We start from the raw sequence: 25334 nt of genomic DNA on the forward strand, positions 1-25334 counted from the left end.
TTTACTCCCCGACGCGAAAGGCGCGGATCATGGCGGCGCGGGGCAGACGCCCGTGGCCGCTCTCGGTCATCACGATCAGGCTGGTGGCATCGACCATGCCCAGCCCCTGCCCGATCGGGCCAGTTGACGGAACAAGGCACAGATCGCCCAGGCGCGCGAAGGCCGGGTTGATCTCGGGCAGATGCATGGCCACGAAGTCCCCAAGCGTCAGCGCCCCGCTTTCGCGCAGGATCCGCAGCGCCCCCAGCGGGCTGTCATATTGCCCGCGATAGGGTGCGGCCAGATCCTCACCGGTGATCGCCTCGACCACCCGGCAGGCAAAGCCCACCGCACAATCATGGCTGCCCCAGGTGAAGGGCACGCGGCGCTGCGCGTCCAGCTCGGCCGACAGCCGGGCCCGCCAGTCATCCAATCTGCGCAGCGTCATTCTTTCCACCATTGGATTTTGCGGCTGGCAATCATGCCGCTGTAGATCGAGAACTTGTCACCCGCCCGGCGGCGCTTCTGATGCGCATCCGATGACTTGGCCGGGTTCACGGTCGACATCTGCGACAGCAGCTCCGAGCGCACGGTCAGGCTGATGCCGCCATTGCCCCCGGCGGCGGGTGTCGAGATCTGCGCATCATCGACAATCCCGATCCAGTGCAGCTGCGGGTTGGAACTCAGCTGACCGCCATCCCATGTGCTCACATGGGTCTCGACATAGGCCAGCCGCAGATCGAGGCCACGGGCCAGGTATTGCGCCGCATCGGCGATCTGGGACAGCGAGACGGTGATCGGATTGTCGGTCCAGTCTGCAACATAGGTCGGGTCGCTGATCGCGAGATTGCAGCCCCCGATATAGGCGCGGCTGGTCAGACCGCCCGAGGGCGTCTGGACGTTGAAGCCGTGATCCTCATCGCCCGACCAGAACCCCAGCCCTTCGACCGCGCCGGTGTCCCTGTTGCGCCCCTCGATCCACGCGAAATAGACCGGGGCGATCCCCGCGTCACGCGCCGCCTGCAGCGACGACATCAGGCTTGCTTCAAGGATCTTCATGGCTTCTGGACCAGCTTCAGGCTGCCACCGCGCGCGATATCGCCCAAGTCATAGTCAAACGGTTCATATCCGTCCGGCGAGATGATCGCCTTGAAATACGGCTTCACCAGCTCGACGCTGGCGCCAACGGAAATCGACAGCGGCAGATAGGGGCGGACCTCACGCAATTCGCCCCCCGATCCGCCACTTTCCATGACCCGCCCGAAATAGACCTTGTCACTCCCGTAGCGGATCGAGAAGTAATCCCCGACCATCAGCTCGAACCCCGCGGGAAACCCCGAGAACGCGGCACGCGACCTGTCCGATGAAATGCTGGCGATCGTGACGCTGTCCAGCCCCGCAGTGGCACCGTTCTGCGGGCCACCGTAGGTCGGATCGCTGAACAGGAAGCTCTTGCGCGATCCGTCCAGCCCGTCGATCTTGCCGTCGATCTCGCGCGCCAAAGGCGAAGGACGATCCGCCAGGCTCAGCTCGGCCGCCCAGAGCGGGCGCGACAGTTCAGCCGACCAGATCCGCCCGTCACCAGACCCAGAGCTTTCGTCAAACCGCTGCAGGTAAAGGCGGCTCTTGTTCACCCGCAACAGGTCGGAAAAGAACTCTAACGGATAGGGATATGTCAAAGCCATCAGCGGCGCTTTCTCGGGTTCTTGTTGTATTCCTGGATCTGCGAGGGGATCGACTTGGTGACCTGCACGCCCATCTGCGATGCGCTTTGGTCAGCAAGCTCTTTCACCCGCGCGTCGAAATATTGGCTCGGCACGATCTCGACCTGCGTCTTCGACATCGCCCCGCCGCCACCGCTCATCAGGTCGCGGGTCTGGGCGGCGCTGTAATAGCGGGCCGCCCCGGTTGCCTCGATTTCCGGGCCGCGCTCGCCAACGAGGCGGAACCCGCCGACATGCTGCCCGCCATTTGCAAAAGCGGGGATGCCAATCGCTGCAAAAGCCGCTGTCGAGGCACCCCCGCCTCCGGAAAGCCCGGCCCATAGAGCCTCAAAGGCCCGGTTCGCAAATACCCTGGCAAGGCTGCTCAACAATTCGCCGATCGCTTCCCGCGCGGTCTTTGCGCCGGTGACCAGACCTTCAAAGGCCGAGCCGAAAGAGGCCTTCAGATCGCTGGCCTGTTTGCCGGTTTCATCTGCGGCCTTGCCGACATCGCGGATCGCCCCGGCGGCACCACCTGATTTCCCACCTCCCGATGCCGCGGCCGACACCTCATCGAGGGACTCGGCGAGATCCTCGGCAGATGCGATGCCTTGATCCAGTGCCTCAGAGGCGCCCCCGACCGGGGTCATGGATTGCGCCACGGCCTCGGCAACCCCCGCCCCGGCATCCTTGATGCGCTGCCCGCCGCGTCTGATGCTCTCGATGGCATTGTTGTAAAGCTTGTCTGCCAGATTCTGGATATCTCCGGAGGCATCGCTTTTTTCCAGCAATCCAAGCCCGAGCTTTTCGCCAAGGGCCGAGCCCGCAATGGAATTCCATGCCGCCGCCATGCCATTCACCAGCGCGTCCCAGGCCTTCGCGATCTGGGCAAAGGCTGCCGTGAAGGACGAGGCAATCGCGGATGCGACGCCACCCAGAATTTCAAGCAATCCCCAGGCGGTGTTTCCAACGCCCAAAAAGACCGCCTTGCCGACCGTATAGACACGGCTCAGCGCATCCCGGAAACCATCAGCGGCCCCGATCACCCTGCCAAACCAATAGAACAGTTCTCCGATGGCCACGATGAGCGCGCCGATCCCTGTGCGCACCAGGGCACCGCGCAGGACCACCAACGAGCCCGAAAGGCTCAGCGTTGCCACTCTGGCGGCCGCCAGGGCGGCGACATAGCGCACACCGAAGCCGGTCACCGCGACCGCAACATAGCTTGCCAGGCGCTGCATATTGTTCACCAACCCGTCGATCACGGCGCGCAGCAACCCGCCTTCGCGCAGGCTGTCCGTCATTGCCTGCGCCATCCGGCCAAGTGACGGCACAATGGTGATGGCAAGCTGCTGGCCGGCATATTTGCCGATCAGCCCCAGCCGCGCGATCCGGTCGTTTGCCTGTTCGATGGCCGATGAATCCGTGCTGCCAAGTGCCAGCCCGTATGCCTCAATATCCTTGCGGGCATTGCTGAAGGCACTCCCGCCCGCCATGACCGCCAGCAGCATTTCGCGGTTGCGCACCCCCAGATCCTGCAACAGCGCCGAGGCTTCACCGGTCGACAGGCCCAGATCCGCAACCCGGTCCGAGATCAGGGCCAGCTTCTCATCGGCATCCTTGCCATCGAGATCGGCCGCGGCAATGCCCAGCTTTTCAAGCGCCGCCGCCGCGTTCTTGCCGCCGCGCGCGACCTCGCGATCCATTGTCTGAACAGCATCCGTCAGCGTGGACAGCGACACGCCCGCCTCGCTCGAGGCCAGTTCCAGCGCCCGGAAACCGCCAACCGTCGCGCCCAACCGCCGGGCCGATTTGGCCGCCTTGTCGATATCGCCAGCCCCCTTCAGAGCCGCGGCTCCGATCGCGGCCCCAAGGGCAGAGGCAGCCCCCGCAACCGCCAGAAACTGCTTGCGCATCGTGGCAAGAGGCTGCTTGACGCGCCGGGCACCGCTTTCGAACTTTGCGCTATCGAGTCCGAGGTTCACCCGCAGCGCGCCAATGACCGATTGCGACACGGCCAGCCTCCTTACGATGTCGATTGATTGGAAAACCGCGCGCGCCACTGCGCCTGCGTGATGCGAGGGAGCGAGGCGCGCAGGCACCCGAGACGGATCGCGACCTGCCCCTGCTTCTCAGCGCGCGCGCCGCCCCCGGACATGAACTGCTTTGCGTCAGGCAGCTTCTTGGCGCGGTGAAGTGCCTCGACATGCCAGGCCAGCCAGGCCGTGTTGCGATGCTCGCGCTCGAGGCGATCGGACGCGCCCAGCATATGGGTCAAATAGAGCCGCGGCGTCAGCCCCCAGAAATCCCCCGGCGGGAAGCCGGCGGCCGCATAGGCGCGCAGCATCGCGAGGTAATCTAACCCGCCGGATCCGGTCCGGCCGGGGCGTTTCCCAGTTCTGCGGCCTCGGCTCGGGAAGGACTGGCGGCCTTGATGACCTTCATGAGCACATCGACATCCGCGCTCAGCAATTCACCGGCCTCTTTCAGCGTGGCATCGGGATGATGATGCAGCATGAAGGACCACATGATGGCCCGCATGTCCTTCACGCTGACCTTGCCCGCCTCGAAGGCCTCGAAAGTCGCCAGGGCATCCTTGCCGGTCGCATCCTCGAATTCGCACATGGCGTTGAAATCGCAACGCAGCGTGTATCTCCGACCGTGAAGTTCAGCCGTCGCCTCGCCAAGAAAACGGTTGCTCATGGATCGATCGCCTCCGACAGACGGAAGGTGGCCGTCGCCATCATCTTGTCATTGACGGGGGCCGTGCGGGCATAGCCCTTCAGGAAGCCGGCATAGATTTCAGGGGTGCCGGTCTCGGTCAGGGTGATTTCGACCTGCACGGTTTCGCCCGAGGCCTTCAGCCCGAGAAGCAGAACATCCGTGGCGCTGCCGGGAATGTAGTTCATCGGAATGCTGACTTCGCCGCCATCCGTCAGCCCCGAGATGAACTGCTTGCGCCGCCCGGGCGACTTCATGTGGGTGACTTCGATTTCATCGATCTGCTCGTCAGGCATGTCGATGTCACCCACGAATTCCAGTTCGGTCCAGGTCGGGGTCTCGCCGACTCCGATCCGCACCCGGCTGCCATAGCCGATCTGACCATCAGGCATGTCATTCGCTCCAGTTTGTCATGAAATCCATCGAGACCCGGTAAGGCCGTTCGGCCTCACTGGTTCCGGTTTCCCGTCCATCACGCGATCCCGCGTGAAATATTCCCTGCATCGAGCCGCCGCGATATCCGTCCAGCGCGCCCAGGACAGCACGTTGCAGCACCTTCGCATCGCCATAGCTTGCTGCGTAAACATCGACCTGAACCCGCGACTGTGACAGCCTGTCAGGGCCCTGCATGCTGTGTTGGTTTGCGCTGCTGACCACCTGCAAGGTGATCGAGGGCAGCGCGCCGCCCTGCATCCCCTCGCCCCAGTCGACCCGATCCCCGACCCGCACCGCAATGGCGGTATTGCCCAGCAGGATCGCGCGGAACGCCTCTTCCATGGCTCAGCCTTTCGCTGCCAGTTTCGCGGCCCGTTTCTCGGCGCGCCTGATGCTCTTTTCCAACTCGGCCCACAGCTCGTCGGACAGCCGCTCGAGCATGGCGTTCTTGTCCTGATCCCATGCCGGGCGCATGAAGGGTCGCGCCGCCATCTTGCTGGTTCCGAACTCGACCAGATGGCCATGTCTGCCGCCATCCCCACGCAGATAGGACGGCCCCACGAACATCTCGACCGCTGCCTTGTCATCGCGGAACATGCGCCGGTGGATCCGCGCCTGGCGACCGTCAAGCCGGGTTCCCACGATCACCGATTTCGCCAGTTTGCCGGTCTTGACCGGTGCCATCGAGCGGGCAAGATCCGCCGTCGGCTGCGCGGCCTTCTTCAATGCACGGCGCAGGACTGCTTTGCCCGCGGATTTGGAAAGGTTGTCGAGCGCCTTCTCCAGCTCGGCAAAGCCCTCGACATCAATGGTGACACTCATGGCGTCACCGATGCGGTCGTGAACTCGAGGGCAGCCCGGCGCCCGATCTCCTTGATACCGACGATCGCGTAGACGCGGCCCTCGCAGGCCATCCGATCGGTATGTGCGATGCCGGCGGCAAAATTCGACCAGGGCAGTCTGAACCTCGCCTGCAGGTTGGGCACGACCGATCCCGCGCCGAACTTCTCAGCGTCGCTGATTTCGCTCTTTGCAGCCCAGCAACGAGGTCCATGGGGACGATATTCACCCCGGCGCGACTGGAACCCGTCATCGACGATTTCCGCCCGCAAGAACTGCACCGACCGGTCATAAGAAAACCTCGCCATCAGCACAGCACCTGCGGGCGGGTATATTTGACCTGCTTGATCAGCCTGTGAAACCCGAAGCTCAGCACCGGCGCATCATAGCGCTCGCCCACCGAGATCTCGGTCTCGAGCCATTCCTTCACCAGCAGGATCACCGCCTGGCGCATCTGGCGCGGGATCCTGTCCCGATGTTCATAGCCGACCTCGGCAATGATCGTCTCGCCAGCATAGGTGCCCCGGCGGATGCGCGGCTCGTTGAAACCGCTGATCAGTTCGGCACCTTCCGCGTCCCTCAGCGCAATGACCGGCGCGCAGGGCAGCCAGAAGAGCGACCAGCCGCAGGCGGGCAGCTCGATCTCGACCTCGCGCCGCATCATCGGGCGGTTGGTGGCCGTCTCGACGACCGACACGGCCGCCTCGATCAGCGCTTGCAGCTTGGGCGCGGCCTCGGGATCGAAGGGGATATGATCGATCAGCTCCGAGGCCGAGATCGGCAGCCCTACGATATCGGTGAGAACCTTCATGGTGAGCGCGCCCTAGCGGCCCTGCTTGGGCAGGCCGCCCTTGGCGGGACGCTTCACCTCGGGCTCTGCCGGTTCCGCGCCGTCTTGAGCCGTGTCCTTGTCATCAACGACCCCGAAATCGCCCGGATCGGAGGCATCGATGCGCTGGTCGAGTTCTGCCCGAACGCCTTCGAGGCGCTTCTCTTCAGCCAGCAGCCGGGCCCGTTCTTCTTCCAGCCGCTGCCATTCGCGCTCGATCTCGCCCAGGGCCTCCTTGAAGGCATCGGTGTCGCGGATATCACCGATCTCGAGTGTCAGCTTTTCCAGCTTGGGGGCGGGTTGCTTCTTCGCGCGTTTGGCAAAGCCGGATTTCTCCAGTTCGACGGCCTGTGCTTCATCAAAGGCGGCGATCTCGCCGGGATTGTAGCGCGACCAGCCGCGCGTGAATTCAATGGCCACTCTCTTCATGGCTGCTCTCCGAAAATTTGGGGGACGGAATGGCGCGCGGGATCTGCGCCCGCACGCCCGGGCGATCAGAGCGACCAGCCGGCGGCATTGAAACCGGCGAAGGCCACGTCATGTTCCAGCGCGAAATCATGCTCGGAGATGGCGCGCATCAGGGTCAGATCGTTCTGGAAGGCCGAGACCCATTCCGTGCCGTCGAAATACCCGGCTTCCGTAGACACACCGATGCTCAGATCCATGCTGTCCCCGATCATCGCCTCGGAGAATTCCCCGAAATAGATCTCGGTCTCATCACCGCCGGATCCGAGATTGTTCGGGATCTGCGAGGTGATGTGGATCGGCCAGCCCAGCAACTGGCCATTGGCCTCGATCGAGGGGAACAGCTTGTTGCCATTGTCATCGCGCAGATTGGCGAGGAAGTTCTTGGCCGAGGCCCGCATGATCCAGCCCGCCTGGCTCATGTTCACATCGGCATCCTCGACGCGCGACACGACCGTGCGCAGCGCCGCCTCGGCCGCCGCCGAGCTGGCCGCGATCCCTGCATCGGTTGCGGCGATCCAGTTTGCAGCCAGCAGCCAGTTGCGGATCCCACGCGGTGTATTGGCCGTGCCGGTGCCACGAATGAAGGCCAGATCCTCGCGCCGGGCCATGACCTTCAGAAGATCGTCCCGCACATGCTGCGCCATGGCCATGCCGGAATGGCGCAACAGCGAATTGCCGACGGGCACCAGCCCGGTCAGCTTCTTGAAGGACTGGTCGAGCTTGTCGAACTCGGGCTCGCTCGGTGCAATCTGGGCATTCTCGGCGCCATAGCTCGCGGTGGCCGAGGCGGTCTGCTTGGAATGGCGGATCTGACCGGCCGGCATCGGAAAGGTCCGGGCCCCGGCCCGGCGCACCACGACACGCGAGCGCAGAAGCTCGATCATTTCCTGCGCCAGGGGCCGGGGGATGGTCACGCCGCCCGCGGTTTCCGAGGCCCCCGACAGCGCCGCCGAGATCCCCGAATGCCCCTCGGCATCAAGATAGCTGGCCGCCTTGTCCCGATCGCCACGACACCGCGCCAGAGCATGAACCATGAAGCCCAGCCCGACACCTTTCTGATCGGGATCTGCCGCGACGGCAGGACGGGGCGCGGGGATCGCCGTTGCACCCTGATCTCCGACAGCGGCGGCCGCGCGGGCAGCTTCAGCCGCCTCGGCGCGTTTCACCTGGGCATTCAGCGTGTCAAATTCTGCCTGGGCGGCATCGAAACCGGCGACGGCCTCCTTATGGGCATCCTCATCCGGACCGGTTCCGGCATCTTCCAGCGCGGCGATCGCGTCGGCGGCGTCCTGAAGTTTCGTGGCAGCGGCCTGACGGTCGCGGCGAAGGTCATCGATTTTCGGCATTGCCGTGCTCCTACGAAAGAAGCCGCGCATTGCGCGGCCCGGGTGAACCTGCCGCGACCGGCAGGAATGGGAAGAAAGGTCTAGATCCGGGCGAGCGCCGCAGCGGCGCTGGCCCGCGCGCGGAACCTGACCGACGGGCCGGTTGCGCCCGCCGCGCCATAGGTCTCGATCATCCGGGCATAGAAGGCCGCCCTTGTTTCGACGCTGTCTGCCAGGCCGCGGGCAATCGCCTGCTGGCCGGTAAAGACCGCGCCACCGTCACGTTCGTCACCGGTGACAGAGAGTTGCGCCGGCAGCGCCTCGCGCGCGATGCCCCGCCCCGCTGACACCGCCGCGTGAAACTGCCCCTCGGCCTCATCCAGCGACCGGCGCAGCTCGGCCATTCCTTCTTCGGTGCCGGGATCGGGGCGCTTGGCGCGGGCATGACTCGAGGTCAGGAAATACTTTTGCTCGCCATGGCTGTCAGGCCCAACGACAGAGGATGCCATCATCGCAACACCGATCGAGCCAACGATACCGCCGGGCATGACCGCAATGCTGTTGGCCTGCGAGGCCAGCCAATAGGCAGCAGAGGCCGCCATCGGTGCCGCGATTGCATGGACGGGCTTTGCCTGCGCTGCCGCGGCAATGGCACCGGCCGCGCCCTCGCATCCCACGACCATCCCGCCGGGGCTGTTCACATCCAGCACGATGGCCGAGACATCGCCGCGCTCGGACAGTTCGGCCACCGCTTCCGTCAGCCCGAAATATGTCGACCAGCCCAGATAGCGCTCGAGGATCTCGCTGCTCGGCGTCAGGATGCCCCGCACCGGCAGGACCGCGATGCCGCGGGTGATGGTGAAGCGCTCGACCGGTGCCGCCGCCTCCGGCCCGGGCGACATCGCCGCGTCGGGCAGCTCGATCGACATCAGGTCATGGGCAAGATCGCTCGCGATGGCCATGGGCGCCCCCGCCAGCATTGCCTTGATGCTATTCGTCATCGCTGTTTTCCCCTGCATTGCTGTCGCGTGTCATGTTGGGCGGCGGATAGAGTGCATCTCCGCCCTCGATCGGTGCCCATCCCTCTTTGCGCCGCGCCTCGTTGGGCGAGACGAACGGCCCGCCAACGGCCTTTCCAAGCGCCTCGTAGCGTTCCTTGGTGGTCGGGCGCAGCAGCGTGTCGAAATCATGGCGAAAGAAGAAGCCGCTGCGCCGTTCCCGCTCGCTCAGCAGCGACAGCGCATATTGATCTTCAAGCTGCTTGCCCCAATGCAGCAGGCAGTCGGTCAGATAGTCGATGGCGGCCTGCTCGGCATTGGCCTTCACGCCGTTCTCAAGGATCTGCAGCTTCGGCATCGGCACCCGATAGATCGAGGCGAGCTGTTCGCGATCGAAACGCCGCGAGGCCAGCAGTTCCTGGTCGGCCGCCGAAAGGTCCAGCCGCTTGATCTCGTCACCGGCCCCGAGGATCGGCATGCCATTGGCTTCCGGATCATCGATCGCGGCGCGAACCCGACGGCCATTGCGCAGGAAGGCTTCGTCATCCTCGAAGACATCTTCCATCTTGATATAGGCGCGCAGCAAGGTGCCCGAGGCTGTTCGCGCGGCAGCCTCCTGCCCGGCCAGCGCCACGCCGACGCTTTCAAAAGCGACTTCCAGAGGCGAGCGACCGCTCCAGCCATCCAGCGCCATGTAGCGCAGATGCAGCATGGAGCGCGACGGCACCCGGCGCAGAACCCCTGCCCCATCCTCGAAATCGTAAAACCGCTCGCGCCCGTTGCGCAGGACCGACACCGCATCAGGGCCGATCGCCTCGATCAACTCCAGCTCGCCGGCCCCGTCGCGGGGCGCATAGGCATAGGCATTGCCGCGCAGGGCAAAGGTATAGCCCAGCACCAGGCGGGTCACGGTCGCCGGAACACCGGGCGCGCTTTCGACATTCAGCAGATAGGCGGCCGGGTGATCGCGCAGCCGTTCTTCCTGCCCGTCATCGCGGCGCCGATAAAGCTTCAGCGGGATCTTCGAGAGATCGCCCGCGATGATATTGCAGCAGGCAAACACCGTGGCATGTTTCTGGGCGATGGTGGCCGAGACGCGCGGTAGGGTCTTTGCGCGGCTTTGACCAGTCCAGCCGGCATCGGCCATCCAGCTGGTGGCCGATGCCGTCCCGGCGGGGCCGCCCGCGCAGGCCACAGCCCGGACCGGCGGCTCGACCCGCCTTTGCGGGCCGGAGCTGCCACCAAAGATCCGCGTGAAGATGCTCATACCGTCTCGATCTCCCGAGCCTTGCGTTTCCCTTCGGCCGCCTCGGCGCGACCGACCGCCATGATCGCAGCCACGGCCGGATCGATCCGGCCTTTCGAGCGCGCCTTGTTGGGCTTGATATTCTCGGCCGCGTCTTCATCGCGATGCACATTGCCCACGGCCCAGGCGAGCACCGGGTTGCCATTGTGGCGAAGGCGTCCCCGCGCGACCGCCTGTTCGAAGCGCTTCATCGGCGATGACATCGAGGCATAGCCCTGACCATGTTCGATCAGCGGGAAGCGCCGTCGGGTCAGTTCCTTGGCGACATATTTCATGCCCCAGCGGTCATAGGCGACTTCCTGAACATCAAAGACATTGCGTATGACCTCCATCCGCTCGATGACCTGATCCTCATCAATGGCACCGCCGCCATGGACCTCCAGCCATCCCTCCTGTCGCCACTGCACATATTCGCGCTTTTCCGACTGCGCGCGCTGGATGAAGCCCTTGGGCCCCGAGGGCAGGAAGCTGTAGCAGATCAGGTAGATCAGCCCGTCCATCGGCACCGCGACCACGATCGAGGTGAGGTCGGTTGTTTTGGACAGGTCCAATCCAACCCAGGCCTTGCGCCCGTAAAGACTGACCGGATCGAAAGGCTCGGCGCCCATGTCCCAGACGCTGCGCTCGATCCAGGACTGCGCCCCTTCCGTCCAGAGGTTGAGATGCAACCGGCGGAAATTCGGCATCCGCCCGGCAATCGCCAGGGCCTCGTTCAGCTTGGCGCGAAAATCTTCTTCCTTGAAGGCCACCCCGAGGTTCGGATTGGCCATCTTCCAGATCTTGGGATCATGGATGTCACATTCATGGGGCGGCTCGGCCACATAGGCAAAGAACCGGTCATCGCTGACCGAGCCGCGCAGCACCTGCTCGGAATAATCCCGCAGCTCGCCACAGATCGAGACCATATCCGCGCCGGCCGTGGTGATGGCCCAGTCGATCGGCTGCGCCCGCGCGATCATCGAGTTGACGACAATCTCGGCCAGCTCGCGATCCGTCCAGCGGTGGACCTCATCGCGGGCCGCGAAATGCGGGTTGATCCCGTCCGATGTATTGCCGTCGCGCGACAGGCATTTGATCTCGCCACTGGTGCGCGGGACCTCGATCGAGCTGCGCCAGGGCTTCATCAACTGGCTGAGTGCGGGCGATGCAATGATCATCCGCTTCAGCTCCTTGAACAGCAGCCCGGCCTGGTCGCGTGTCGTGGCGGCGCAATATCCCTGCGGCGCGGCCTCGCCGTCAAACAGCTGGGTGAACAGCGCCGGCACCGCAGTGTCGGTTGTCTTGCCGTTCTTCTTGGCGACCTGGTGATAGGTCGAGCGGAACCGGCGCAGCCCATCTTCCTCGCGCTTCCAGCCGAACACACTGCCATGGCGAAACACCTGCCACGGTTCCAGCTTGAGCGGCTGGCCGCCCTTTGGCCCGGTGGTGTGCTGGATCAACTGCGCGAAATTCGTGATCCGCGAGGCGGCCTTGCAATCAAACCACAACCCGCGATCCCTGCCGGTTTCCAGATCCAGCAGATGGCGTTTGCAGGCCAGAGTGACCAGCTCCCCCGCGATCTCGCGCCCCTCGACCACGTCGAGCGCGTAACGCGAGACGGGATGGTCAATCGGTTCCATCGATCTTGCGCATGATGTCTTCGAAAAGATCACCCTGCGCTCCTGCCGAGATCCGCGCCGCATCGACCGGCGACAGCCCGAACAGGGCCGAATCCCGGCGCATCTGGTTCATCGCTTCCTGCTGGGCCCGGAATGCCGCCGTGGCCTTTTGCTGGCGGCCGTTGCGGGTCTGGACCTCGTAATAGAGGCCGTCGACGCTGAGCGCGTAGGTCGCGTCGATGAAATTGGCCACCGCTTCGCAATAGGAGGCGAACTGGTAGAGATAGAGCGGATCAAGGCGATCCCTGGCCACCAGAAGCGGCGCCAGTTCCTTCCAGACATCGACGGACCGGCCTGCCATATGCGGCAAGGGTTCCGGGATATGACGTGCCGGCATGTCACCCTTCATCGGGACGACATTGTCGAGCGATGGTTTGGCACCTCGCATGTAGCGTCTCCTCTTGCCGGAATGACAGAAAATCACCTGATCGAGGTCGGTTAACCTGCTGACAGGTGGGCTTTTTTTATTAAATCGCCGCGCACGAACAGGAAGCTCCCCCCGCCGGTCCCGGGCAGGTGGCCAGAATTTTCCGACCACCCCCGGTCCCTGCGGCTCAGCCGCGCCCGCCGCGAGATCCGGCTCCGACCAGCACTTCCCGCGCGGTCTTCCTGCTGTGGCAGGGCTTGCACAGCGGCTGCCAGTTCGATTGATCCCACATCAGCTTCGCATCGCCGCGATGTGGGGTGATGTGATCGACCTCGCGCGCCGCAGTGACCACGCCAAGCCCGGCGCAATCAGCGCACAGCGGATGGCGATCGAGAAAGAGCCGCGACTGCCTGCGCCAGCGCCGTGTCCGATAGAACGCCGCGCCCGCCAGCGCGACCGCCGAAGTCTTCGCAACATCGCGCCGCGCCTTCAGACGCGCCTGCGCCAGCGCGGCATGTTCCTCGCAATGCGGATGGCCCTCGATGGCAATCTCATCACAACCCGGCGCACAGCACAGCTTCATCACCATGGCGCACCTCGCAATGAAAAAGCGCCCGCAAAGGTTTCCCCCGGGCGCAATTCTGGATGATGGCGATATTTATGGGGCCGTGCGGGATTAACCGTCAAGGCAGAATTTTGCGCTACCCATGATAGCCCTGCATCCGGTCAAGGCAGGAGCGCAGCGCCGATGTCAGCGCCTTTGCATGCTTCCCGTCATCTGACCAGCGATGATCGCGCAGCACCTGGCGCAGGCTCTTGCCATGAAGACACACCGCATCGACCAGATGCCGGTCGAGGATGGGCCGCGCGCCCTGCCCGCCTCGCGCCGACGGGCGCACCCGTCGCACCTGCATCGCCACGCCCGTGCCGATCGAGGCCCGCAACCGCCGGATCGCATCGCCCTCGGCCAGATAGGCATCCATGAAATCCCTGCCGGTGCCGGATCCCGATGTCATGCGCCCCTCAAGGCTTGCCAGCTTCATGCCACCTGCGTCATGGCGCTCGACCAGGTCGCGATAGAGCCGCGCGATCGACACCTGTCCCTTGGTGAAGGGCGGCGGCTGCTTGCGCCGCGCGGCATTCATCGCCAGCCGATCGAAGATGTCCAGCGCCACTGCGGCCTTGAACCCGCGCCAGCCCATGCTTTCCGCCTTCCATCCCGTCTTGTCCCTAGGATCGGGGACCATGGCCTGCGGTGTGACCGATCTTGATGCCCCGCGCGCCGGTGCAACCGGAATGGCAGGGCCGCAGCCCTCGGCCGGCATGGCCCGCGCAAGGATCGCCTCGATCCGCGCCCGCTCGTCCTGATGGCGCTGCAATGCGGCCTGCCTGTCGATGATTGTCATGCTGCTGCCTCTTCTTCCACTGCCGACTGGATGGCTTCGACCTCGGCCAGATCGGCATGCCAGCGCTCCAGCCACCTGCGCTCTTCGGCTGTCGCCAGTCCGGCCTCGATATTCTCGCGGATCACGCGGCGGCGGTGGCGATGCTCTTCCGCGTCCCGCTTCAGATGGGCGATGATGTATTTGCCCGGCGGCGGGCCCAATCGACGGGCCACCTGGAACAGTTCGACCGCCCAGCCTTCCTCCTTCGCGCGCCGCCCCATGGCCGAGCGGATCAGGCTGCGGGCATAGGCGCAGTCGCGCGGCGGCGGTGTCTGCAAGGTCATCGCCCAGGCACGCACCAGCCCTTCTTCCGGCCAGACGCCCTTGGACGCATGACGCGCAATCAGATCAACCAGACCGACCAGATTCGCATCCGACATATAGGTCAGGAAACCCCGCAACCGCTCGAGACTCTTCTCATGCGCCTCGGCGCTGACCCCGCGTTTGCGCGCCAATCCCGCCAGGGGCTGCATCAGCAACCGCTCAACCCGCGCCTTCGCTTCTGCCGTTACACGGCTTTGTTGCACAAATCGGATTGCGACCTGACTTTCCCTTTCCCCGGACAGACCTATCCTACGGGCACCGTGACGGGTATGCCGAGAGCGGTGTAGCGGTTGAGCACCGCGACGCGGATCTGGATTTCGGCGACCTGCCGGTTGAAGTCTCTCGACATCAGGGATTGGCCGAGAAGCTTGATGCAGTTCATCTTGCTCTCGACGCGGCTTCGGCGGTGGTATCCGCTCCATTTTCGCCAGATGGCGCGGCCGAGGTATCGCGATGCATTGACTGCCTCGTTGCGGGCGACAGCTCCGGCGCTTGTGGGTTTCCATGGTTTGGCGTTCTTGCGCGGCGGGATGACGGCGTGGGCATAGCGGGTGGCAATCGCGTCGTGGCAATTTCGAGTGTCGTAGGCCCCGTCAGCCGTGACGCTACCGATGGCTTGGTTTGGCGGGATTTGCTCGAGTAACTCCGGCAACATGGGCGCGTCGCCGACATTGCTGGTGGTGATTTCGACCGCCCGCACTTCCATCGTTTCTTCGTCGATCCCTATGTGTATCTTGCGCCAGATGCGTCGTTTTGAGCCGCCATGCTTGCGGGCGTTCCATTCCCCTTCGCCTTCCGACTTGATGCCGGTGCTATCGATCAGCAGGTTCAGCGGGCCGGTGCCGCCACGAAAGGGCAGGATCACGTTCAATGTCTTCTGGCGGCGGCACAAGGTGCTGAAGTCCGGCACCGCCCAGTTCAACCCGACCAACCGCAGCAAGCTCTCGACGAAACCCGTGGTCTGCCGGAGCGGCATGCCGAAAAGCACCTTCAGGGTCAGGCAGGTCTGGATCGCGGCATCGCTGAATTGTTGCTGCCGCCCACGTTTGCCTGTTGGCGGTGGCGTCCAGCCCATCTCCGGATCAAACCAGATCGAAAGCGATCCGCGTTGCTTCAGTGCTGTGTTGTACGAAGGCCAGTTCCTGGTCTTGTACTTCGTAGGGGCCCAACTGCTCATGCCTCCCAGCTATCACGCTGGATTCATGCAGTGAATCCCCCGCCTATTTGTGCAACAAAGCCCCGTTACACCATTCATCCGCCTTCCCTCCTTTCTCAGCCTGCCCACTTATCCACAGGCAGAGCGCTCGAATTGTTGCGCTTCCCGTAATCTCTTTTCATTTCTTTTCGTTTCTTCTCTTTTCAGCGGTGACAGAAACCGCGCAAAAAAAAGGGACGAGCATGAAAAAACACGGAAGATTCCGTGATTTTTCCGTTCCGTTCTGTAACTTTCCGGGAATATTCTGTGACGGTGACAGAATATCACGGAATGTGACGGAACCGCTCATGCCCCATTCCTCATCTGGAACTCCTCCAAAGCTTGGCGAATGAATGTCTCGCGGCGCTGCGCTTCGGGATGATGCTCTTCAAGCCAGTCGTTGAACCGGTCGAGGAAGTCGGGCGCCTGAAGCAACTGCTTGGCCCCGATCCGGACCCCGATCATTTCGCGCAGATCCTTGATGCGCTTGGCCCGGCGTCGCTGATCCATATCCAGGCGGTTCTTGCGGTGACTGTTCAGGGCCTCGATGGCGACCTGGGTGACCACCTCATGGGCAAAGCGGATCTCGCCGTTGTCACAGCGGACCCTGTACCAGTTGTGCAGCGGAGAGATCGGCCTTGCGCACAGATCGCGCCATTTCTCGACCGACACGCCGCCCGCCCGCGCCAGCAGCCTTTCGTCAATCGGCAACGTGCCAACCGGGCTTTCGTCATGGGCCTCGCAGAACAGCTGGAAACCAACCCACCCCACCTCGGGATCAGCAAGCTGACGAAACCGGCTCTTGCGCCAGCGCTTGAGGTTCCACTGGATGAAGAAATGCGAATCCAACCGATCCTTGCTGGAAATCGGATAGGCCGGCAGGTTTCCACTATCCACGGGCTTAAGGTTGCGAACAGAGGTATTCATGCCGCCACCCAGACCTTCGGGACCGGACCGGTGCCGCGGGGATTGAAGCCGACATCCTTTGGCCGGTCGCCGCGCACTGCGGCCCTGAACCCGCACATCACGTAATCCCCGTCCAGACCGGCAAGGGCGCAGACCGTATGGAAATCGCGTGATCCGAACCAGCGGCGCGCAACAGCGATATCCCTGGGGGTAGCCGTCGTGCTGGTCGTGAATGCCTCGCGCCACGCCTCGGCCAGCACAGCACACCACAGCTCGCGACAATCGTCTTCGGTGATATGCTCATTGCCCTTCACGACGCATGGCAGCCGCGAGCTTTTGAAACCGGACAATCGGACAGTCATCTCCACCCCCAAAATATTCGGAAAAAGCTTTTGCGCTGCAGATCTGCAGGACCGGGCAAAGACCCGGACCGGCAGGAAACTCTGCCCCGCCCGCTGAAGGTGATCTTCCGTCACCCCCGCGCAACTCTCGGCCGGGCCAGCCGCAGGTTTCGCGATCCCGGTTCCACAGCCGCCCGAGGCGGACGAAATCGCGACGGGTGCATGGCCAGGTACTGCGCCCCTACCTCTCCCCCGCCTCGGGCAACCTGTTAACCCGATCTGCATCACCCACGCCGCATGATCTGGTCGAAACGCGGCAAGGTGGCATGCGCGTAATCGACGTGATGGCCATAAGGCGCATTCAGCCCGTCAAACCAGTTGCAGGCCGTCTGGAAGGTCACGCCGAAATGCACGGCGCAGGCTTCGCGGCTGTCAAAGCTGGCAATCATCAGCAATGACCAGCGCCGCAGGAACCGCGCACGGTCGGGACGCTGCGCGTGAACATGCGCCCGACGCATCGCCGCGCGATTGCGCGCACGGCCCTCGAACTGTTTGGCATGGGACATTTGACGACCGCAGCGATCACGCTGCATCGGTATCTTCTGATTGAACATGGGAGTACTCGTTATGATTTGTGCAGTTGGTGTCTTCAGGCCAGTTGCGATCGAACCACTCCATCGCCGCGTTGAAACGGCGGGTCGTGATGTCGGCCCCGGCACGCATTGCGGACAACTTCTTCCCATCGCCAAAGACGCGATAGGAAACGGTCTTGTCTTCACTGATTCCCGCGGCGCGCTTGTAGGCGTCGGCACGTTTTATGAGAGAAGTCACATCGATCATGTTCAATGTGTGCGGTTTCTTTACCGCATTGTCAACGGTTTTTTAACCGCTCTATTAAACCGCTATAGTGCGGTATTTTTCCCGCCATGGATATGAATGCAATCTTAGCCAGGATCAGCAGTCGCATCGAACTGATGAATGCTGATGGCCAGAAAACCAGCGAGCGCGCCATCTCCATGGCGGCAACCGGTTCCTCCGACACAATCCGGAACTGGCGACGCAGTGTGGCCGCTGGAAAACCTGCAAGTGCGACGATAGCGAAGATTGAGCAGGTCGCGGCCGCATTGGGCGTCACCCCGGATTGGCTTCTTACCGGAGAGGGGCCGGATCCAGCCCCAGAAGACTCTGTAATTTCTGAAATTGTTGACCTTCTGCATCAACTAGATGCTTCAGAGCTTCAGATGATACGAGCTGCTGCAAGAGGGTTTCGCGATCAGAACCGGGAGGAGTCAGAATGATCTCTTTCAGCCTCTGTCGAAAAATCTCCACCTCGGTCATCGTTGCCCTCCCACCTTACGCAACGGAACATTAAGCGAACGATCAAGGCAGACACAAGACTGCACATAATGAACTTTGCCAGATGTCGCGTGCAGAAACGCGAATCGCACAAAACTATCTATTAGCGGTTTTTTTACCGCCCATTATTGACAGCGGTTATTTTACCGCGCATCTTCAGACCATCGAAACCCGATGGAGATCTGAACGATGTCTCTGCCACGCTCTCACTTTCTCCCGATCACCCCGGCCATCGTCGATGACGCGCGTGCGCTGGTCTCCTGCGCCAATGCCGCAGCGGCGGCCCCTGAATCCCTGCGCCGCCTGGCATGGCTTGTCACCGCCTCTGCCCATGGCCAGCCCGCTCGCCAGTTGCCGCATCGCCCCCGATCGCTGCGGAGGCCGCAGTGATGAACGCATCGCATCGCACCCGCCCGCTGACCGATCAGGAATGCCGGATCGTCTATGCCTCGCCCTATCTGGGCTGGGATGACCTGACCCAGCGCGAGGCGTCCGAACGCTGCCGTCTCGCGATGATCGCCGCGCAACGCCGGATCTCTGACGACACCGAAACCCTGCCAATCGACCTGCCAGCCATTGCCGAACCCGATGATCTGACGCCGCTTCAGGCCATCATCTGGGGCGATATTATCGCGGCCCTGATCGCGATGGCCTGCACCTTCGCGGGCGGGGCCATCGCCCTGTGGCTGCTCGTCTGACCGGCGCACGATCCCGCGCCCCACATCAGAGGGAAATATCATCATGAAGAACAAGCTTGGCGACCTGAACAATCACCTCTTTGCCGCGCTCGAACGGCTGTCGGATGAGGATCTGAACAGCGACCAGATCGAGCAAGAGGCCAAACGCGCCGACGCCATCGTTTCCGTCGCCGACAAGATCATCGGCAATGCAGACCTTCAGCTGAAAGCCGCGAAGCTCTGGGCCGAGCATGGCTCGCAGATCATGCCGATGCTGCCCAAGATCGGGAGTTCCGACCAATGAAGGGCAAGCGGATCAGCTACAGCGCCGAGGAACTGGCATGGATCGAGGCGCGCAAGAAAATGCCGCGCCGTCAGGCACACGCCCTGTTTTGCGCGACCTGGAGCCGCGATGACGTGTCGCTCAGCAACTACAATGCGCTCTGCAAGCGCAAAGGCTGGATGACCGGGCGCACCGGGCAGTTCCCAAAGGGTCTTGCCCCACACAACAAAGGCAAGCCGATGCCGGATGATCTGCGCCAGAAATGCCTGCGCACCGCGTTCAAGAAGGGCAACCTTCCCCACAATCATCGCGGTCACGGGCATGAGCGCATCGACAGCAAGGACGGCTATGTCGTGATGATCGTCGCCGAGAAGAACCCCTGGACCGGCGCCGACACCCGCCCCGTGCACAAGCACCGCTATCTCTGGGAACAGCGCTATGGACCGGTCCCGAAAGGCCATGTCCTGAAATGCCTGGATGGCGACAAGACCAATTGCGACCCCGACAACTGGGAACTGATCCCGCGGGCCCTGCTGCCCCGACTGAGCGGGCGCTGGACTGGCGTGAAATACGACGAAGCCCCCGCCGAGCTGAAGCCCGCCGTCATGGCCGTCGCCAAGCTGGATCACAAGGCACGCGAGATCCGCCGCGGGCGCAAGACCGCCACCGCGCCAACTTGCCCAGACAGGAGAATGCAATGAGCCGCGCCGATCTGTCATTTGCACCGCGCTTGCTGCCCTCGCCCATCGCAGCCGCCTATCTTGGCGTCAGCGAAACAAAGCTGCGGACGCTTGGCATCCCGCGCAGGTTGCTGGACGGGAAGAAACTCTATGACAGGCTGACCCTTGATGCTTATGCTTCCGGCCTGCCCTCCGAGGGCGAGGCCGACGAGGTGAAGGCATGCGACAAGGCATTCGGTCTGTGAATTTGCCGCGGGTCCATAGGGTCACGAAGGGCGGCAAGGTCTATCGCTGGCACCGCCCTACGCGAATCAAGCTGCCTGACGGCATTCCCGAGACGCACCCTGACTTTATTGCCGCATGGGCTTCTGCGGAAGCATCGGTCCGGCCATCTGACAGAAAGGCGCCCGGAGGGACGATCGCGGCGGAAATCGAAGCCGTCTTGTCATCGAAGAAGTATAAGGCCTACTCGAAGGTTTACCGGCATGAGGTCAGAAGAGAGGCCGACACGATCCGAAGCCTCTACGGCACTGCGCCGATTGCGGGACTTCGCGAGCATCACATCAGGGCCGACCTGGACAAACTGACCGATCGGCAAAGCAACGCTCGCCTGAAGGTCTGGCGACTGATCTGCAAGAGCGCAAAGGACGGGGCGAGAATCACTTCCGATCCATCTGTCGGGCTGCGGAAGATAAACATCAAGACAGACGGCTATTCTGCCTGGAGCATCGCCGAAATCGAATCGTTTCGCGCCAGATGGCCTATAGGAACCGTGCAGCGGGCGTGCTTTGAATTGCTGTTCTGGACCGCCGCCCGCACCGTCGATGCTGTCAGCATTGGCCCGCAGCATGTCAATCGCGATGATGGCGTGCTGGTGTTCAGCCAGAGCAAGACTGGCGGCAAGGCCCACGTCCCGTGGTTTTCAACACTTCCCGACTATGCCGGCACGTGGCTGGATGATCGAGACATGATGCACGAATCACTCAAGCACATGTCCGGCGGATTGACGTTTCTTCAGACCGCCGGTGGAAAATCCCGCAGCGTAAAAGGGCTTGGGAACATGATCCGTCAGGCCGCCCAGGACGCGGGTCTGACCGGACGAAGCGCCCACGGACTGCGGAAAAGCCGCCTGACTCTAATCGCCGAACATGGCGGTTCTGCGCATGCCATCATGGCATGGGGCGGTCACAAGACACTTGCCGAGGCCCAGAAATACACCTCTTCGGCCCAGTTGAAATTCCTTGTTACTGGAACGAAACAAAAACAGAACGAAGTAAACCGTTCTCGTATTTCTGTAAACTTCAGAAAAAGCGATTAATAATCAAGCGCTTGCAGTGGACGTGGTAGGCCCGGAGGGACTCGAACCCCCAACCAAGGCGTTATGAGCGCCCTGCTCTAACCAATTGAGCTACAGGCCCACGCAGCAGCCACTGCCTAATCCCACTCTGCCAAGGCGTCAAGCGACTGCGTTGCGGTGCTTCTGTCGAGGCGGAGCGTCCCGCCCCCAGGATTTTGCCATGCGGTGAAATTCACCCAGGGGTTGCGACACCGCTATACAGCGCAAGGAATTTGACCTATTTTATAAGCATGTATTTTAGTGCCGAACCCTTCATGAACCGGAACCGCCAGCGTCAAGGTGACATGACTTGCCGCGCGGCTCTGCGTGAGGTTTTGCCCACTGAACTCCCGACCAGAGATCAGCGGCCGAACCGCTTCATGGCACGGTGAGCCCATGCTGATCGTGCCCGCCATAATTGTAGCGATTGCATGCGGTTCTGCGGCATTCGGCATGGCGCTTGTCACCGGTTTTGGCCTGAAAGCGGCCTTGATCGGCTATTGGCTGGCAGGAAATCTGGGCATGCTGGCGACGCTCTTGCCCCGCCTTTTCATGGCCTCGACGGACCGCGAACCGGTCTTTCAGCTGCGTGACCGAATCGGCTTTGCCGTGGCCGGTGCATGCATCATCCTGGGGCTCGTGATGATCTTCTGGCAGACCTTCCATGCCCCGATGCTCTGGGCTGCCGAGTTGCAATCCTACGAGATCGGCAAGGTCCTGGGCCTGAACGAGGCACATGTCGACAATCACGTCTATGCTCTCTCGCTCGGCTTCCCGTCTGCCCTGTCCCGATTGGTTGATCATGCGCTGCGGCTGGAACTCTGGGTCGCGGGCCTGCTGATCTATACCCTGGGGCTGACCCAGATCGGTCTGGTTGCCATGAACCGATTTGCCCCGGCAAAGGAATCGGCACCCAATTCCAAGGCATTTTGAGAACCGGATCCGTGCCGGACAGGCCAATCCGCCCCTGTGCAGGAGACCCGATTGCGGCCCGAGCTTGTTATTTTCGACTGTGATGGCGTGATCGCTGACAGTGAAGTCCTGTCCGCATTGGTTCTGATCGAACAACTGGCCGAGATCGGCATTCCCGTCACATTCGCAGATGTTCGGCGCGACTTTCTGGGGCGCAGCTTTCCCACCGTCGCGCAGACGATCCGCGACCGTTTCGGCACCCCTCTGCCCGATGACTTCGAGGCCCGCTACCGCGCCACCCTTCTGGCACGCTTCGAAAAGGATCTGGTCCCGACACCGGGCCTGCGCGACCTGCTGGACCGGATCGACCTGCCGATCTGCGTAGCCACCTCTTCCAGCCCGCCGCGCGTGCGCCGCACCCTGGAGATCCTGGGACTGAGCGAATGTTTCGGCCCGCATGTCTTTACCGCCAGCCAGGTCGCCCGTGGCAAACCAGCCCCGGATCTGTTCCTTTTCGCCGCCCATCAGATGAACAGCAACCCCGCCCGCACAGTGGTCATCGAAGACAGCCCTCCCGGCATTGATGCGGGTCTGGCGGCGGGCATGATCGTTCTGCATTACACCGGCGGCACCCATCTGAAGGACGTCCCGCACCAACGATCCGATGTGCCTGCTTTTGACAATTGGAACGAATTTGAGCATCTCTTGGGTGGAATCCAACAGAAGGCGGCCCATTCGTGAATGCAGGACGTTTCAACCCCGAGACGACACGCCTTGATGATGCCGCGCGTGCCGGTTGGCTTTACTATGTCGCGGGCAACACCCAAGATGAAATCGCCCGCAAGCTTGGCGTCAGCCGTCAATCCGCGCAACGCCTTGTGGCCATGGCGGTCAGCGAAAGGCTGATCAAGGTTCGGCTGGATCACCCGATCGCACGCTGCATGGATCTGGCAAACGCATTGAAAGACCGCTTTGAACTGACCCTTTGCGAGGTCGTGCCCTCGGATCCTGATGCGCCGGACCTTCTGACCGGGCTGGCCATTGCCGCCGCAGCCGAACTGGAACGCGTGCTGAAATCACCGGAACGCCGGATCATAAGCCTCGGCACCGGTCGGGCACTGAAATCCACCGTCGAACAATTGCCACGCATGTCATGCCCGCAACATGTGATCGTTTCGCGTCTGGGCAACATGATGCAGGATGGCTCGGCCTCGCCCTATAACGCGACGATCCGGCTTGCCGAGCGCATCGATGCGCCTCACTATCCCTATCCGCTTCCGGTGGTGGCCCGCGATGCCGCCGAACTTGCCACCTTGCAAAGCCAGGAAGCCGTGCGCAACACGATCTCTCTGTGCGAAAAGGCGCATCTGTCGCTGGTCGGCATTGGCCAGATGGATCGCAGCGCACCGCTGTTCATTGATGGTTTCGCCAGCGCGGCAGAGATGGAGCAACTGGCCAGGGCCGGCGCTGCGGGAGAGATCACCAGTTGGGTCTATGATGCCCAGGGGCGGATCATAGATTGCGATTTCAATGCCCGCGTGGCCTCGGCCCCCCTGCCACAAGCGCCGGAAAATCAGGTCATCGCCGTAGCCGCAGGAGAAGCCAAAGTACCCGCCATGCGTGCGGCACTGACGGGACGGCTGGTCAACGGGCTGATAACGTCGGAGGCAACCGCTGAACGACTGCTGATCATGGCCGATTCCGGATAAGAAATTTTGAATTTTGTTACAGTTATTTAGGCCCCGCCTCTCATGCGAGAGCGGGGCCTTTCCATAGATCCATCTTGACAGAATGCCTGCAAGTTGTGAGTATTTGCCCATGGGATTGGCATATGCCCAGATCTAAGGGAGGATCACGATGAACAAGACAATACGCGCCGCCATGGGCGCCACCGCGCTTTGTGCGCTTGCGGGCACTGCCCTTGCCCAGGATAGCGTCACCCTGACCATCGCCACCGTGAACAACGGCGACATGATCCGCATGCAGAGCCTGTCGGATGAGTTCACCGCACAGCACCCCGGCATCAAACTGGAATGGGTCACGCTTGAGGAAAACGTCCTGCGCCAGCGCGTCACCACCGATGTCGCGACCAGTGGTGCCTCTCATGACGCGCAATATGATGTTGTCACGGTCGGCACCTACGAGGTTCCGATCTGGGCCGGGCAAGGTTGGCTTGTGCCCCTGAACGATCTGCCTGCCGAATATGACGTCGACGACCTGCTGCCCGCCATTCGCAATGGCCTGACCATTGATGGCGAACTGTTTGCCGCGCCCTTCTATGGCGAAAGCTCGATGGTGATGTATCGCAAGGACCTGATGGAGAAAGCCGGGCTGGAAATGCCTGACGCACCCAGTTGGGACCTCATCAAGCAAGCCGCTGCGGCCATGACCGACAAGGACAACGAAGTCTATGGCATCTGTCTGCGCGGCAAGGCCGGATGGGGCGAAAACGTCGCATTCCTGTCGGCGATGGCGAACAGCTATGGCGCCCGCTGGTTCGACGAGAACTGGACCCCCCAGTTCGACAGCGAGCCGTGGCGCAACACGCTGACCGACTACCTGGACCTGGTGACCAATTACGGCCCCCCCGGAGCAGCCAGCAACGGTTTCAATGAAAACCTGGCACTGTTCCAACAGGGCAAATGCGGCATGTGGATCGACGCCACCGTCGCGGCCTCTTTCGTGACCAATCCCGATGAATCGACGGTTGCCGATCAGGTCGGTTTCGCACTTGCGCCCGATAACGGTCTGGGAAAGCGCGGCAACTGGCTGTGGGCATGGACCCTTGGCATTCCGGCAGGATCGCAGCATGTCGATGCCGCCAAGCAATTCGTCGCCTGGGCCACATCCAAGGAATATACCGCGCTGATCGCCGAGAACGAAGGCTGGGCCAATGTTCCGCCGGGCACGCGCAAATCCCTCTATGACAACCCCGAATACCAGAAGGTGCCTTTCGCGAAGATGACTCTGGAAAGCATCATGGCCGCGGATCCGATCAATCCCACCGTGGACCCCGTCCCCTATACCGGCGTGCAATTCGTCGCGATCCCGGAATTTCAGGGTATCGGAACCCTGGTCGGGCAACAGTTTTCGGCCGCTCTCGCAGGGCAGGTCTCGGCTGAACAGGCGCTCCAGAATGCCCAGCAGCTGACGACACGGGAAATGACCCGCGCGGGGTATTTCAAGTAGGCCGAACGGCGGGCCAGCCCTCCTCCGGCCGGCCCGCCAATTTCTTCAAGAACAGCAGACG

At 62.5% G+C, this 25334-nt stretch carries 36 protein-coding genes and 1 tRNA gene; 11 read left to right on the forward strand and 26 right to left on the reverse strand.

Annotated features, from left to right (window positions below; genetic code table 11):
* Position 1: 1 nt before the first annotated feature.
* From JHW44_RS09710 to JHW44_RS09830, 25 genes are all read right to left on the reverse strand, one after another.
* The gene (locus JHW44_RS09710; protein ID WP_245847458.1) at positions 2–427 is read right to left on the reverse strand and encodes a DUF6950 family protein; all 426 of its coding nucleotides are present in this window, start codon (positions 425–427) and stop codon (positions 2–4) included.
* Entirely contained in the window at positions 424–1038 is a 615-nt protein-coding gene (locus tag JHW44_RS09715) for a hypothetical protein (protein WP_089346003.1), read from the reverse strand. Before JHW44_RS09715 ends, JHW44_RS09710 begins: the two co-directional genes overlap by 4 nt.
* Positions 1035–1664 carry a hypothetical protein gene (locus tag JHW44_RS09720; RefSeq protein ID WP_089346004.1) on the reverse strand — a complete coding sequence of 210 codons (630 nt, stop codon included), beginning with the start codon at positions 1662–1664 and terminating at the stop codon, positions 1035–1037. The genes JHW44_RS09715 and JHW44_RS09720 overlap by 4 nt, the downstream gene beginning before the upstream one ends.
* A complete protein-coding gene (locus JHW44_RS09725; RefSeq protein ID WP_089346005.1) occupies positions 1664–3697 on the reverse strand; it encodes a phage tail tape measure protein in 2034 nt (677 codons plus the stop codon). Before JHW44_RS09725 ends, JHW44_RS09720 begins: the two co-directional genes overlap by 1 nt.
* 11 nt (positions 3698–3708) lie before the next feature.
* Positions 3709–4029, reverse strand: a complete 321-nt coding sequence (locus tag JHW44_RS09730) for a hypothetical protein (RefSeq protein ID WP_089346006.1) — start codon at positions 4027–4029, stop codon at positions 3709–3711.
* Between the two features lie 11 nt (positions 4030–4040).
* Positions 4041–4385, reverse strand: a complete 345-nt coding sequence (locus JHW44_RS09735; protein WP_089346007.1) for a GTA-gp10 family protein — start codon at positions 4383–4385, stop codon at positions 4041–4043.
* Complete coding sequence (locus JHW44_RS09740; protein WP_089346008.1) at positions 4382–4795, reverse strand: phage tail tube protein; 414 nt, start codon at positions 4793–4795, stop codon at positions 4382–4384. Before JHW44_RS09740 ends, JHW44_RS09735 begins: the two co-directional genes overlap by 4 nt.
* Before the next feature lies 1 nt (position 4796).
* A complete protein-coding gene (gene gp17, locus JHW44_RS09745; protein ID WP_089346009.1) occupies positions 4797–5180 on the reverse strand; it encodes a tail completion protein gp17 in 384 nt (127 codons plus the stop codon).
* 3 nt (positions 5181–5183) lie between these two features.
* Positions 5184–5660: an HK97-gp10 family putative phage morphogenesis protein gene (locus tag JHW44_RS09750; protein ID WP_089346010.1), complete on the reverse strand. Its 477-nt coding sequence runs from the start codon at positions 5658–5660 to the stop codon at positions 5184–5186.
* Positions 5657–5986 carry a phage head completion protein gene (locus JHW44_RS09755; RefSeq protein WP_089346011.1) on the reverse strand — a complete coding sequence of 110 codons (330 nt, stop codon included), beginning with the start codon at positions 5984–5986 and terminating at the stop codon, positions 5657–5659. Before JHW44_RS09755 ends, JHW44_RS09750 begins: the two co-directional genes overlap by 4 nt.
* Positions 5986–6489, reverse strand: coding sequence for a hypothetical protein (locus tag JHW44_RS09760; RefSeq protein WP_089346012.1), 504 nt, complete (start codon positions 6487–6489; stop codon positions 5986–5988). Before JHW44_RS09760 ends, JHW44_RS09755 begins: the two co-directional genes overlap by 1 nt.
* A gap of 12 nt (positions 6490–6501) precedes the next feature.
* Positions 6502–6936: a hypothetical protein gene (locus JHW44_RS09765; RefSeq protein ID WP_143811507.1), complete on the reverse strand. Its 435-nt coding sequence runs from the start codon at positions 6934–6936 to the stop codon at positions 6502–6504.
* Positions 6937–7001: 65 nt separating this feature from the next.
* Positions 7002–8321 (reverse strand): phage major capsid protein, encoded by a 1320-nt coding sequence (locus tag JHW44_RS09770; RefSeq protein WP_089346014.1) that lies wholly within the window; start codon positions 8319–8321, stop codon positions 7002–7004.
* Positions 8322–8401: 80 nt separating this feature from the next.
* Positions 8402–9301, reverse strand: a complete 900-nt coding sequence (locus JHW44_RS09775) for a S49 family peptidase (RefSeq protein ID WP_089346015.1) — start codon at positions 9299–9301, stop codon at positions 8402–8404.
* The gene (locus JHW44_RS09780) at positions 9291–10565 is read right to left on the reverse strand and encodes a phage portal protein (RefSeq protein WP_089346016.1); all 1275 of its coding nucleotides are present in this window, start codon (positions 10563–10565) and stop codon (positions 9291–9293) included. The genes JHW44_RS09775 and JHW44_RS09780 overlap by 11 nt, the downstream gene beginning before the upstream one ends.
* Entirely contained in the window at positions 10562–12223 is a 1662-nt protein-coding gene (locus JHW44_RS09785; protein WP_089346017.1) for a terminase large subunit, read from the reverse strand. Before JHW44_RS09785 ends, JHW44_RS09780 begins: the two co-directional genes overlap by 4 nt.
* Positions 12210–12650, reverse strand: a complete 441-nt coding sequence (locus JHW44_RS09790) for a P27 family phage terminase small subunit (protein WP_089346018.1) — start codon at positions 12648–12650, stop codon at positions 12210–12212. The genes JHW44_RS09785 and JHW44_RS09790 overlap by 14 nt, the downstream gene beginning before the upstream one ends.
* A gap of 166 nt (positions 12651–12816) precedes the next feature.
* The gene (locus JHW44_RS09795) at positions 12817–13218 is read right to left on the reverse strand and encodes an HNH endonuclease signature motif containing protein (RefSeq protein WP_089346019.1); all 402 of its coding nucleotides are present in this window, start codon (positions 13216–13218) and stop codon (positions 12817–12819) included.
* Between the two features lie 112 nt (positions 13219–13330).
* On the reverse strand, positions 13331–14035 hold the full coding sequence (locus JHW44_RS09800; RefSeq protein ID WP_089346020.1) for a hypothetical protein: 705 nt from the start codon (positions 14033–14035) through the stop codon (positions 13331–13333).
* Positions 14032–14547, reverse strand: coding sequence for a hypothetical protein (locus JHW44_RS09805; protein ID WP_272850269.1), 516 nt, complete (start codon positions 14545–14547; stop codon positions 14032–14034). Before JHW44_RS09805 ends, JHW44_RS09800 begins: the two co-directional genes overlap by 4 nt.
* A 95-nt stretch (positions 14548–14642) precedes the next feature.
* Complete coding sequence (locus JHW44_RS09810) at positions 14643–15575, reverse strand: IS5 family transposase (protein ID WP_272850270.1); 933 nt, start codon at positions 15573–15575, stop codon at positions 14643–14645.
* A 324-nt stretch (positions 15576–15899) separates the two neighbouring features.
* On the reverse strand, positions 15900–16520 hold the full coding sequence (locus tag JHW44_RS09815) for a hypothetical protein (RefSeq protein WP_089345752.1): 621 nt from the start codon (positions 16518–16520) through the stop codon (positions 15900–15902).
* Positions 16517–16849 carry a hypothetical protein gene (locus JHW44_RS09820; RefSeq protein WP_089345753.1) on the reverse strand — a complete coding sequence of 111 codons (333 nt, stop codon included), beginning with the start codon at positions 16847–16849 and terminating at the stop codon, positions 16517–16519. Before JHW44_RS09820 ends, JHW44_RS09815 begins: the two co-directional genes overlap by 4 nt.
* 275 nt (positions 16850–17124) lie before the next feature.
* Positions 17125–17406, reverse strand: a complete 282-nt coding sequence (locus JHW44_RS09825) for a hypothetical protein (RefSeq protein WP_272850271.1) — start codon at positions 17404–17406, stop codon at positions 17125–17127.
* A 16-nt stretch (positions 17407–17422) separates the two neighbouring features.
* Positions 17423–17686 (reverse strand): hypothetical protein, encoded by a 264-nt coding sequence (locus tag JHW44_RS09830; protein WP_179217787.1) that lies wholly within the window; start codon positions 17684–17686, stop codon positions 17423–17425.
* A gap of 80 nt (positions 17687–17766) precedes the next feature.
* Between JHW44_RS09830 and JHW44_RS09835 the strand changes: the two genes are divergently transcribed.
* The 7 genes from JHW44_RS09835 to JHW44_RS09865 all read left to right on the forward strand — a co-directional run bounded on the left by JHW44_RS09835 (position 17767) and on the right by JHW44_RS09865 (position 21154).
* On the forward strand, positions 17767–18138 hold the full coding sequence (locus JHW44_RS09835; protein WP_143811495.1) for a hypothetical protein: 372 nt from the start codon (positions 17767–17769) through the stop codon (positions 18136–18138).
* A gap of 247 nt (positions 18139–18385) precedes the next feature.
* Positions 18386–18586 carry a hypothetical protein gene (locus JHW44_RS09840; protein ID WP_143811496.1) on the forward strand — a complete coding sequence of 67 codons (201 nt, stop codon included), beginning with the start codon at positions 18386–18388 and terminating at the stop codon, positions 18584–18586.
* Positions 18586–18894, forward strand: coding sequence for a hypothetical protein (locus JHW44_RS09845; RefSeq protein WP_089345756.1), 309 nt, complete (start codon positions 18586–18588; stop codon positions 18892–18894). Before JHW44_RS09840 ends, JHW44_RS09845 begins: the two co-directional genes overlap by 1 nt.
* Positions 18895–18937: 43 nt before the next feature.
* Positions 18938–19177 (forward strand): hypothetical protein, encoded by a 240-nt coding sequence (locus JHW44_RS09850; RefSeq protein ID WP_089345757.1) that lies wholly within the window; start codon positions 18938–18940, stop codon positions 19175–19177.
* Positions 19174–19857 (forward strand): HNH endonuclease signature motif containing protein, encoded by a 684-nt coding sequence (locus tag JHW44_RS09855; RefSeq protein WP_089345758.1) that lies wholly within the window; start codon positions 19174–19176, stop codon positions 19855–19857. The genes JHW44_RS09850 and JHW44_RS09855 overlap by 4 nt, the downstream gene beginning before the upstream one ends.
* Positions 19854–20081 carry a DNA-binding protein gene (locus tag JHW44_RS09860; RefSeq protein ID WP_089345759.1) on the forward strand — a complete coding sequence of 76 codons (228 nt, stop codon included), beginning with the start codon at positions 19854–19856 and terminating at the stop codon, positions 20079–20081. The genes JHW44_RS09855 and JHW44_RS09860 overlap by 4 nt, the downstream gene beginning before the upstream one ends.
* The gene (locus tag JHW44_RS09865; protein WP_089345760.1) at positions 20057–21154 is read left to right on the forward strand and encodes a tyrosine-type recombinase/integrase; all 1098 of its coding nucleotides are present in this window, start codon (positions 20057–20059) and stop codon (positions 21152–21154) included. Before JHW44_RS09860 ends, JHW44_RS09865 begins: the two co-directional genes overlap by 25 nt.
* A 23-nt stretch (positions 21155–21177) precedes the next feature.
* Here JHW44_RS09865 and JHW44_RS09870 read toward each other — a convergent pair.
* Positions 21178–21254, reverse strand: a tRNA-Ile gene (locus JHW44_RS09870).
* 314 nt (positions 21255–21568) lie between these two features.
* Here JHW44_RS09870 and JHW44_RS09875 point away from each other — a divergent pair.
* From JHW44_RS09875 to JHW44_RS09890, 4 genes are all read left to right on the forward strand, one after another.
* Entirely contained in the window at positions 21569–22105 is a 537-nt protein-coding gene (locus JHW44_RS09875; RefSeq protein ID WP_089345761.1) for a hypothetical protein, read from the forward strand.
* 51 nt (positions 22106–22156) lie between these two features.
* Entirely contained in the window at positions 22157–22825 is a 669-nt protein-coding gene (locus JHW44_RS09880) for an HAD family hydrolase (RefSeq protein WP_089345762.1), read from the forward strand.
* Complete coding sequence (locus JHW44_RS09885) at positions 22822–23793, forward strand: sugar-binding transcriptional regulator (RefSeq protein WP_089345763.1); 972 nt, start codon at positions 22822–22824, stop codon at positions 23791–23793. Before JHW44_RS09880 ends, JHW44_RS09885 begins: the two co-directional genes overlap by 4 nt.
* Before the next feature lie 148 nt (positions 23794–23941).
* Entirely contained in the window at positions 23942–25273 is a 1332-nt protein-coding gene (locus JHW44_RS09890; RefSeq protein WP_089345764.1) for an ABC transporter substrate-binding protein, read from the forward strand.
* Positions 25274–25334 lie beyond the last annotated feature (61 nt).

It is taken from the genome of Paracoccus seriniphilus (assembly GCF_028553745.1).
Taxonomy (GTDB): Bacteria; Pseudomonadota; Alphaproteobacteria; order Rhodobacterales; family Rhodobacteraceae; genus Paracoccus; species Paracoccus seriniphilus.

What these genes read in the sequence shown, in the direction of transcription:
- JHW44_RS09710 (WP_245847458.1), bottom strand. Translation starts at nt 427, where the DNA reads ATGACGCTGCGCAGATTGGATGACTGGCGGGCCCGGCTGTCGGCCGAG.
- JHW44_RS09715 (WP_089346003.1), bottom strand. Translation starts at nt 1,038, where the DNA reads ATGAAGATCCTTGAAGCAAGCCTGATGTCGTCGCTGCAGGCGGCGCGT.
- JHW44_RS09720 (WP_089346004.1), bottom strand. Translation starts at nt 1,664, where the DNA reads ATGGCTTTGACATATCCCTATCCGTTAGAGTTCTTTTCCGACCTGTTG.
- JHW44_RS09730 (WP_089346006.1), bottom strand. Translation starts at nt 4,029, where the DNA reads ATGCTGCGCGCCTATGCGGCCGCCGGCTTCCCGCCGGGGGATTTCTGG.
- JHW44_RS09735 (WP_089346007.1), bottom strand. Translation starts at nt 4,385, where the DNA reads ATGAGCAACCGTTTTCTTGGCGAGGCGACGGCTGAACTTCACGGTCGG.
- JHW44_RS09740 (WP_089346008.1), bottom strand. Translation starts at nt 4,795, where the DNA reads ATGCCTGATGGTCAGATCGGCTATGGCAGCCGGGTGCGGATCGGAGTC.
- gp17 (WP_089346009.1), bottom strand. Translation starts at nt 5,180, where the DNA reads ATGGAAGAGGCGTTCCGCGCGATCCTGCTGGGCAATACCGCCATTGCG.
- JHW44_RS09750 (WP_089346010.1), bottom strand. Translation starts at nt 5,660, where the DNA reads ATGAGTGTCACCATTGATGTCGAGGGCTTTGCCGAGCTGGAGAAGGCG.
- JHW44_RS09755 (WP_089346011.1), bottom strand. Translation starts at nt 5,986, where the DNA reads ATGGCGAGGTTTTCTTATGACCGGTCGGTGCAGTTCTTGCGGGCGGAA.
- JHW44_RS09760 (WP_089346012.1), bottom strand. Translation starts at nt 6,489, where the DNA reads ATGAAGGTTCTCACCGATATCGTAGGGCTGCCGATCTCGGCCTCGGAG.
- JHW44_RS09765 (WP_143811507.1), bottom strand. Translation starts at nt 6,936, where the DNA reads ATGAAGAGAGTGGCCATTGAATTCACGCGCGGCTGGTCGCGCTACAAT.
- JHW44_RS09770 (WP_089346014.1), bottom strand. Translation starts at nt 8,321, where the DNA reads ATGCCGAAAATCGATGACCTTCGCCGCGACCGTCAGGCCGCTGCCACG.
- JHW44_RS09775 (WP_089346015.1), bottom strand. Translation starts at nt 9,301, where the DNA reads ATGACGAATAGCATCAAGGCAATGCTGGCGGGGGCGCCCATGGCCATC.
- JHW44_RS09780 (WP_089346016.1), bottom strand. Translation starts at nt 10,565, where the DNA reads ATGAGCATCTTCACGCGGATCTTTGGTGGCAGCTCCGGCCCGCAAAGG.
- JHW44_RS09785 (WP_089346017.1), bottom strand. Translation starts at nt 12,223, where the DNA reads ATGGAACCGATTGACCATCCCGTCTCGCGTTACGCGCTCGACGTGGTC.
- JHW44_RS09790 (WP_089346018.1), bottom strand. Translation starts at nt 12,650, where the DNA reads ATGCGAGGTGCCAAACCATCGCTCGACAATGTCGTCCCGATGAAGGGT.
- JHW44_RS09795 (WP_089346019.1), bottom strand. Translation starts at nt 13,218, where the DNA reads ATGGTGATGAAGCTGTGCTGTGCGCCGGGTTGTGATGAGATTGCCATC.
- JHW44_RS09800 (WP_089346020.1), bottom strand. Translation starts at nt 14,035, where the DNA reads ATGACAATCATCGACAGGCAGGCCGCATTGCAGCGCCATCAGGACGAG.
- JHW44_RS09805 (WP_272850269.1), bottom strand. Translation starts at nt 14,547, where the DNA reads ATGCAGCCCCTGGCGGGATTGGCGCGCAAACGCGGGGTCAGCGCCGAG.
- JHW44_RS09810 (WP_272850270.1), bottom strand. Translation starts at nt 15,575, where the DNA reads ATGAGCAGTTGGGCCCCTACGAAGTACAAGACCAGGAACTGGCCTTCG.
- JHW44_RS09815 (WP_089345752.1), bottom strand. Translation starts at nt 16,520, where the DNA reads ATGAATACCTCTGTTCGCAACCTTAAGCCCGTGGATAGTGGAAACCTG.
- JHW44_RS09825 (WP_272850271.1), bottom strand. Translation starts at nt 17,406, where the DNA reads ATGTCCCATGCCAAACAGTTCGAGGGCCGTGCGCGCAATCGCGCGGCG.
- JHW44_RS09835 (WP_143811495.1), top strand. Translation starts at nt 17,767, where the DNA reads ATGGATATGAATGCAATCTTAGCCAGGATCAGCAGTCGCATCGAACTG.
- JHW44_RS09840 (WP_143811496.1), top strand. Translation starts at nt 18,386, where the DNA reads ATGTCTCTGCCACGCTCTCACTTTCTCCCGATCACCCCGGCCATCGTC.
- JHW44_RS09845 (WP_089345756.1), top strand. Translation starts at nt 18,586, where the DNA reads ATGAACGCATCGCATCGCACCCGCCCGCTGACCGATCAGGAATGCCGG.
- JHW44_RS09850 (WP_089345757.1), top strand. Translation starts at nt 18,938, where the DNA reads ATGAAGAACAAGCTTGGCGACCTGAACAATCACCTCTTTGCCGCGCTC.
- JHW44_RS09855 (WP_089345758.1), top strand. Translation starts at nt 19,174, where the DNA reads ATGAAGGGCAAGCGGATCAGCTACAGCGCCGAGGAACTGGCATGGATC.
- JHW44_RS09860 (WP_089345759.1), top strand. Translation starts at nt 19,854, where the DNA reads ATGAGCCGCGCCGATCTGTCATTTGCACCGCGCTTGCTGCCCTCGCCC.
- JHW44_RS09865 (WP_089345760.1), top strand. Translation starts at nt 20,057, where the DNA reads ATGCGACAAGGCATTCGGTCTGTGAATTTGCCGCGGGTCCATAGGGTC.
- JHW44_RS09875 (WP_089345761.1), top strand. Translation starts at nt 21,569, where the DNA reads ATGCTGATCGTGCCCGCCATAATTGTAGCGATTGCATGCGGTTCTGCG.
- JHW44_RS09890 (WP_089345764.1), top strand. Translation starts at nt 23,942, where the DNA reads ATGAACAAGACAATACGCGCCGCCATGGGCGCCACCGCGCTTTGTGCG.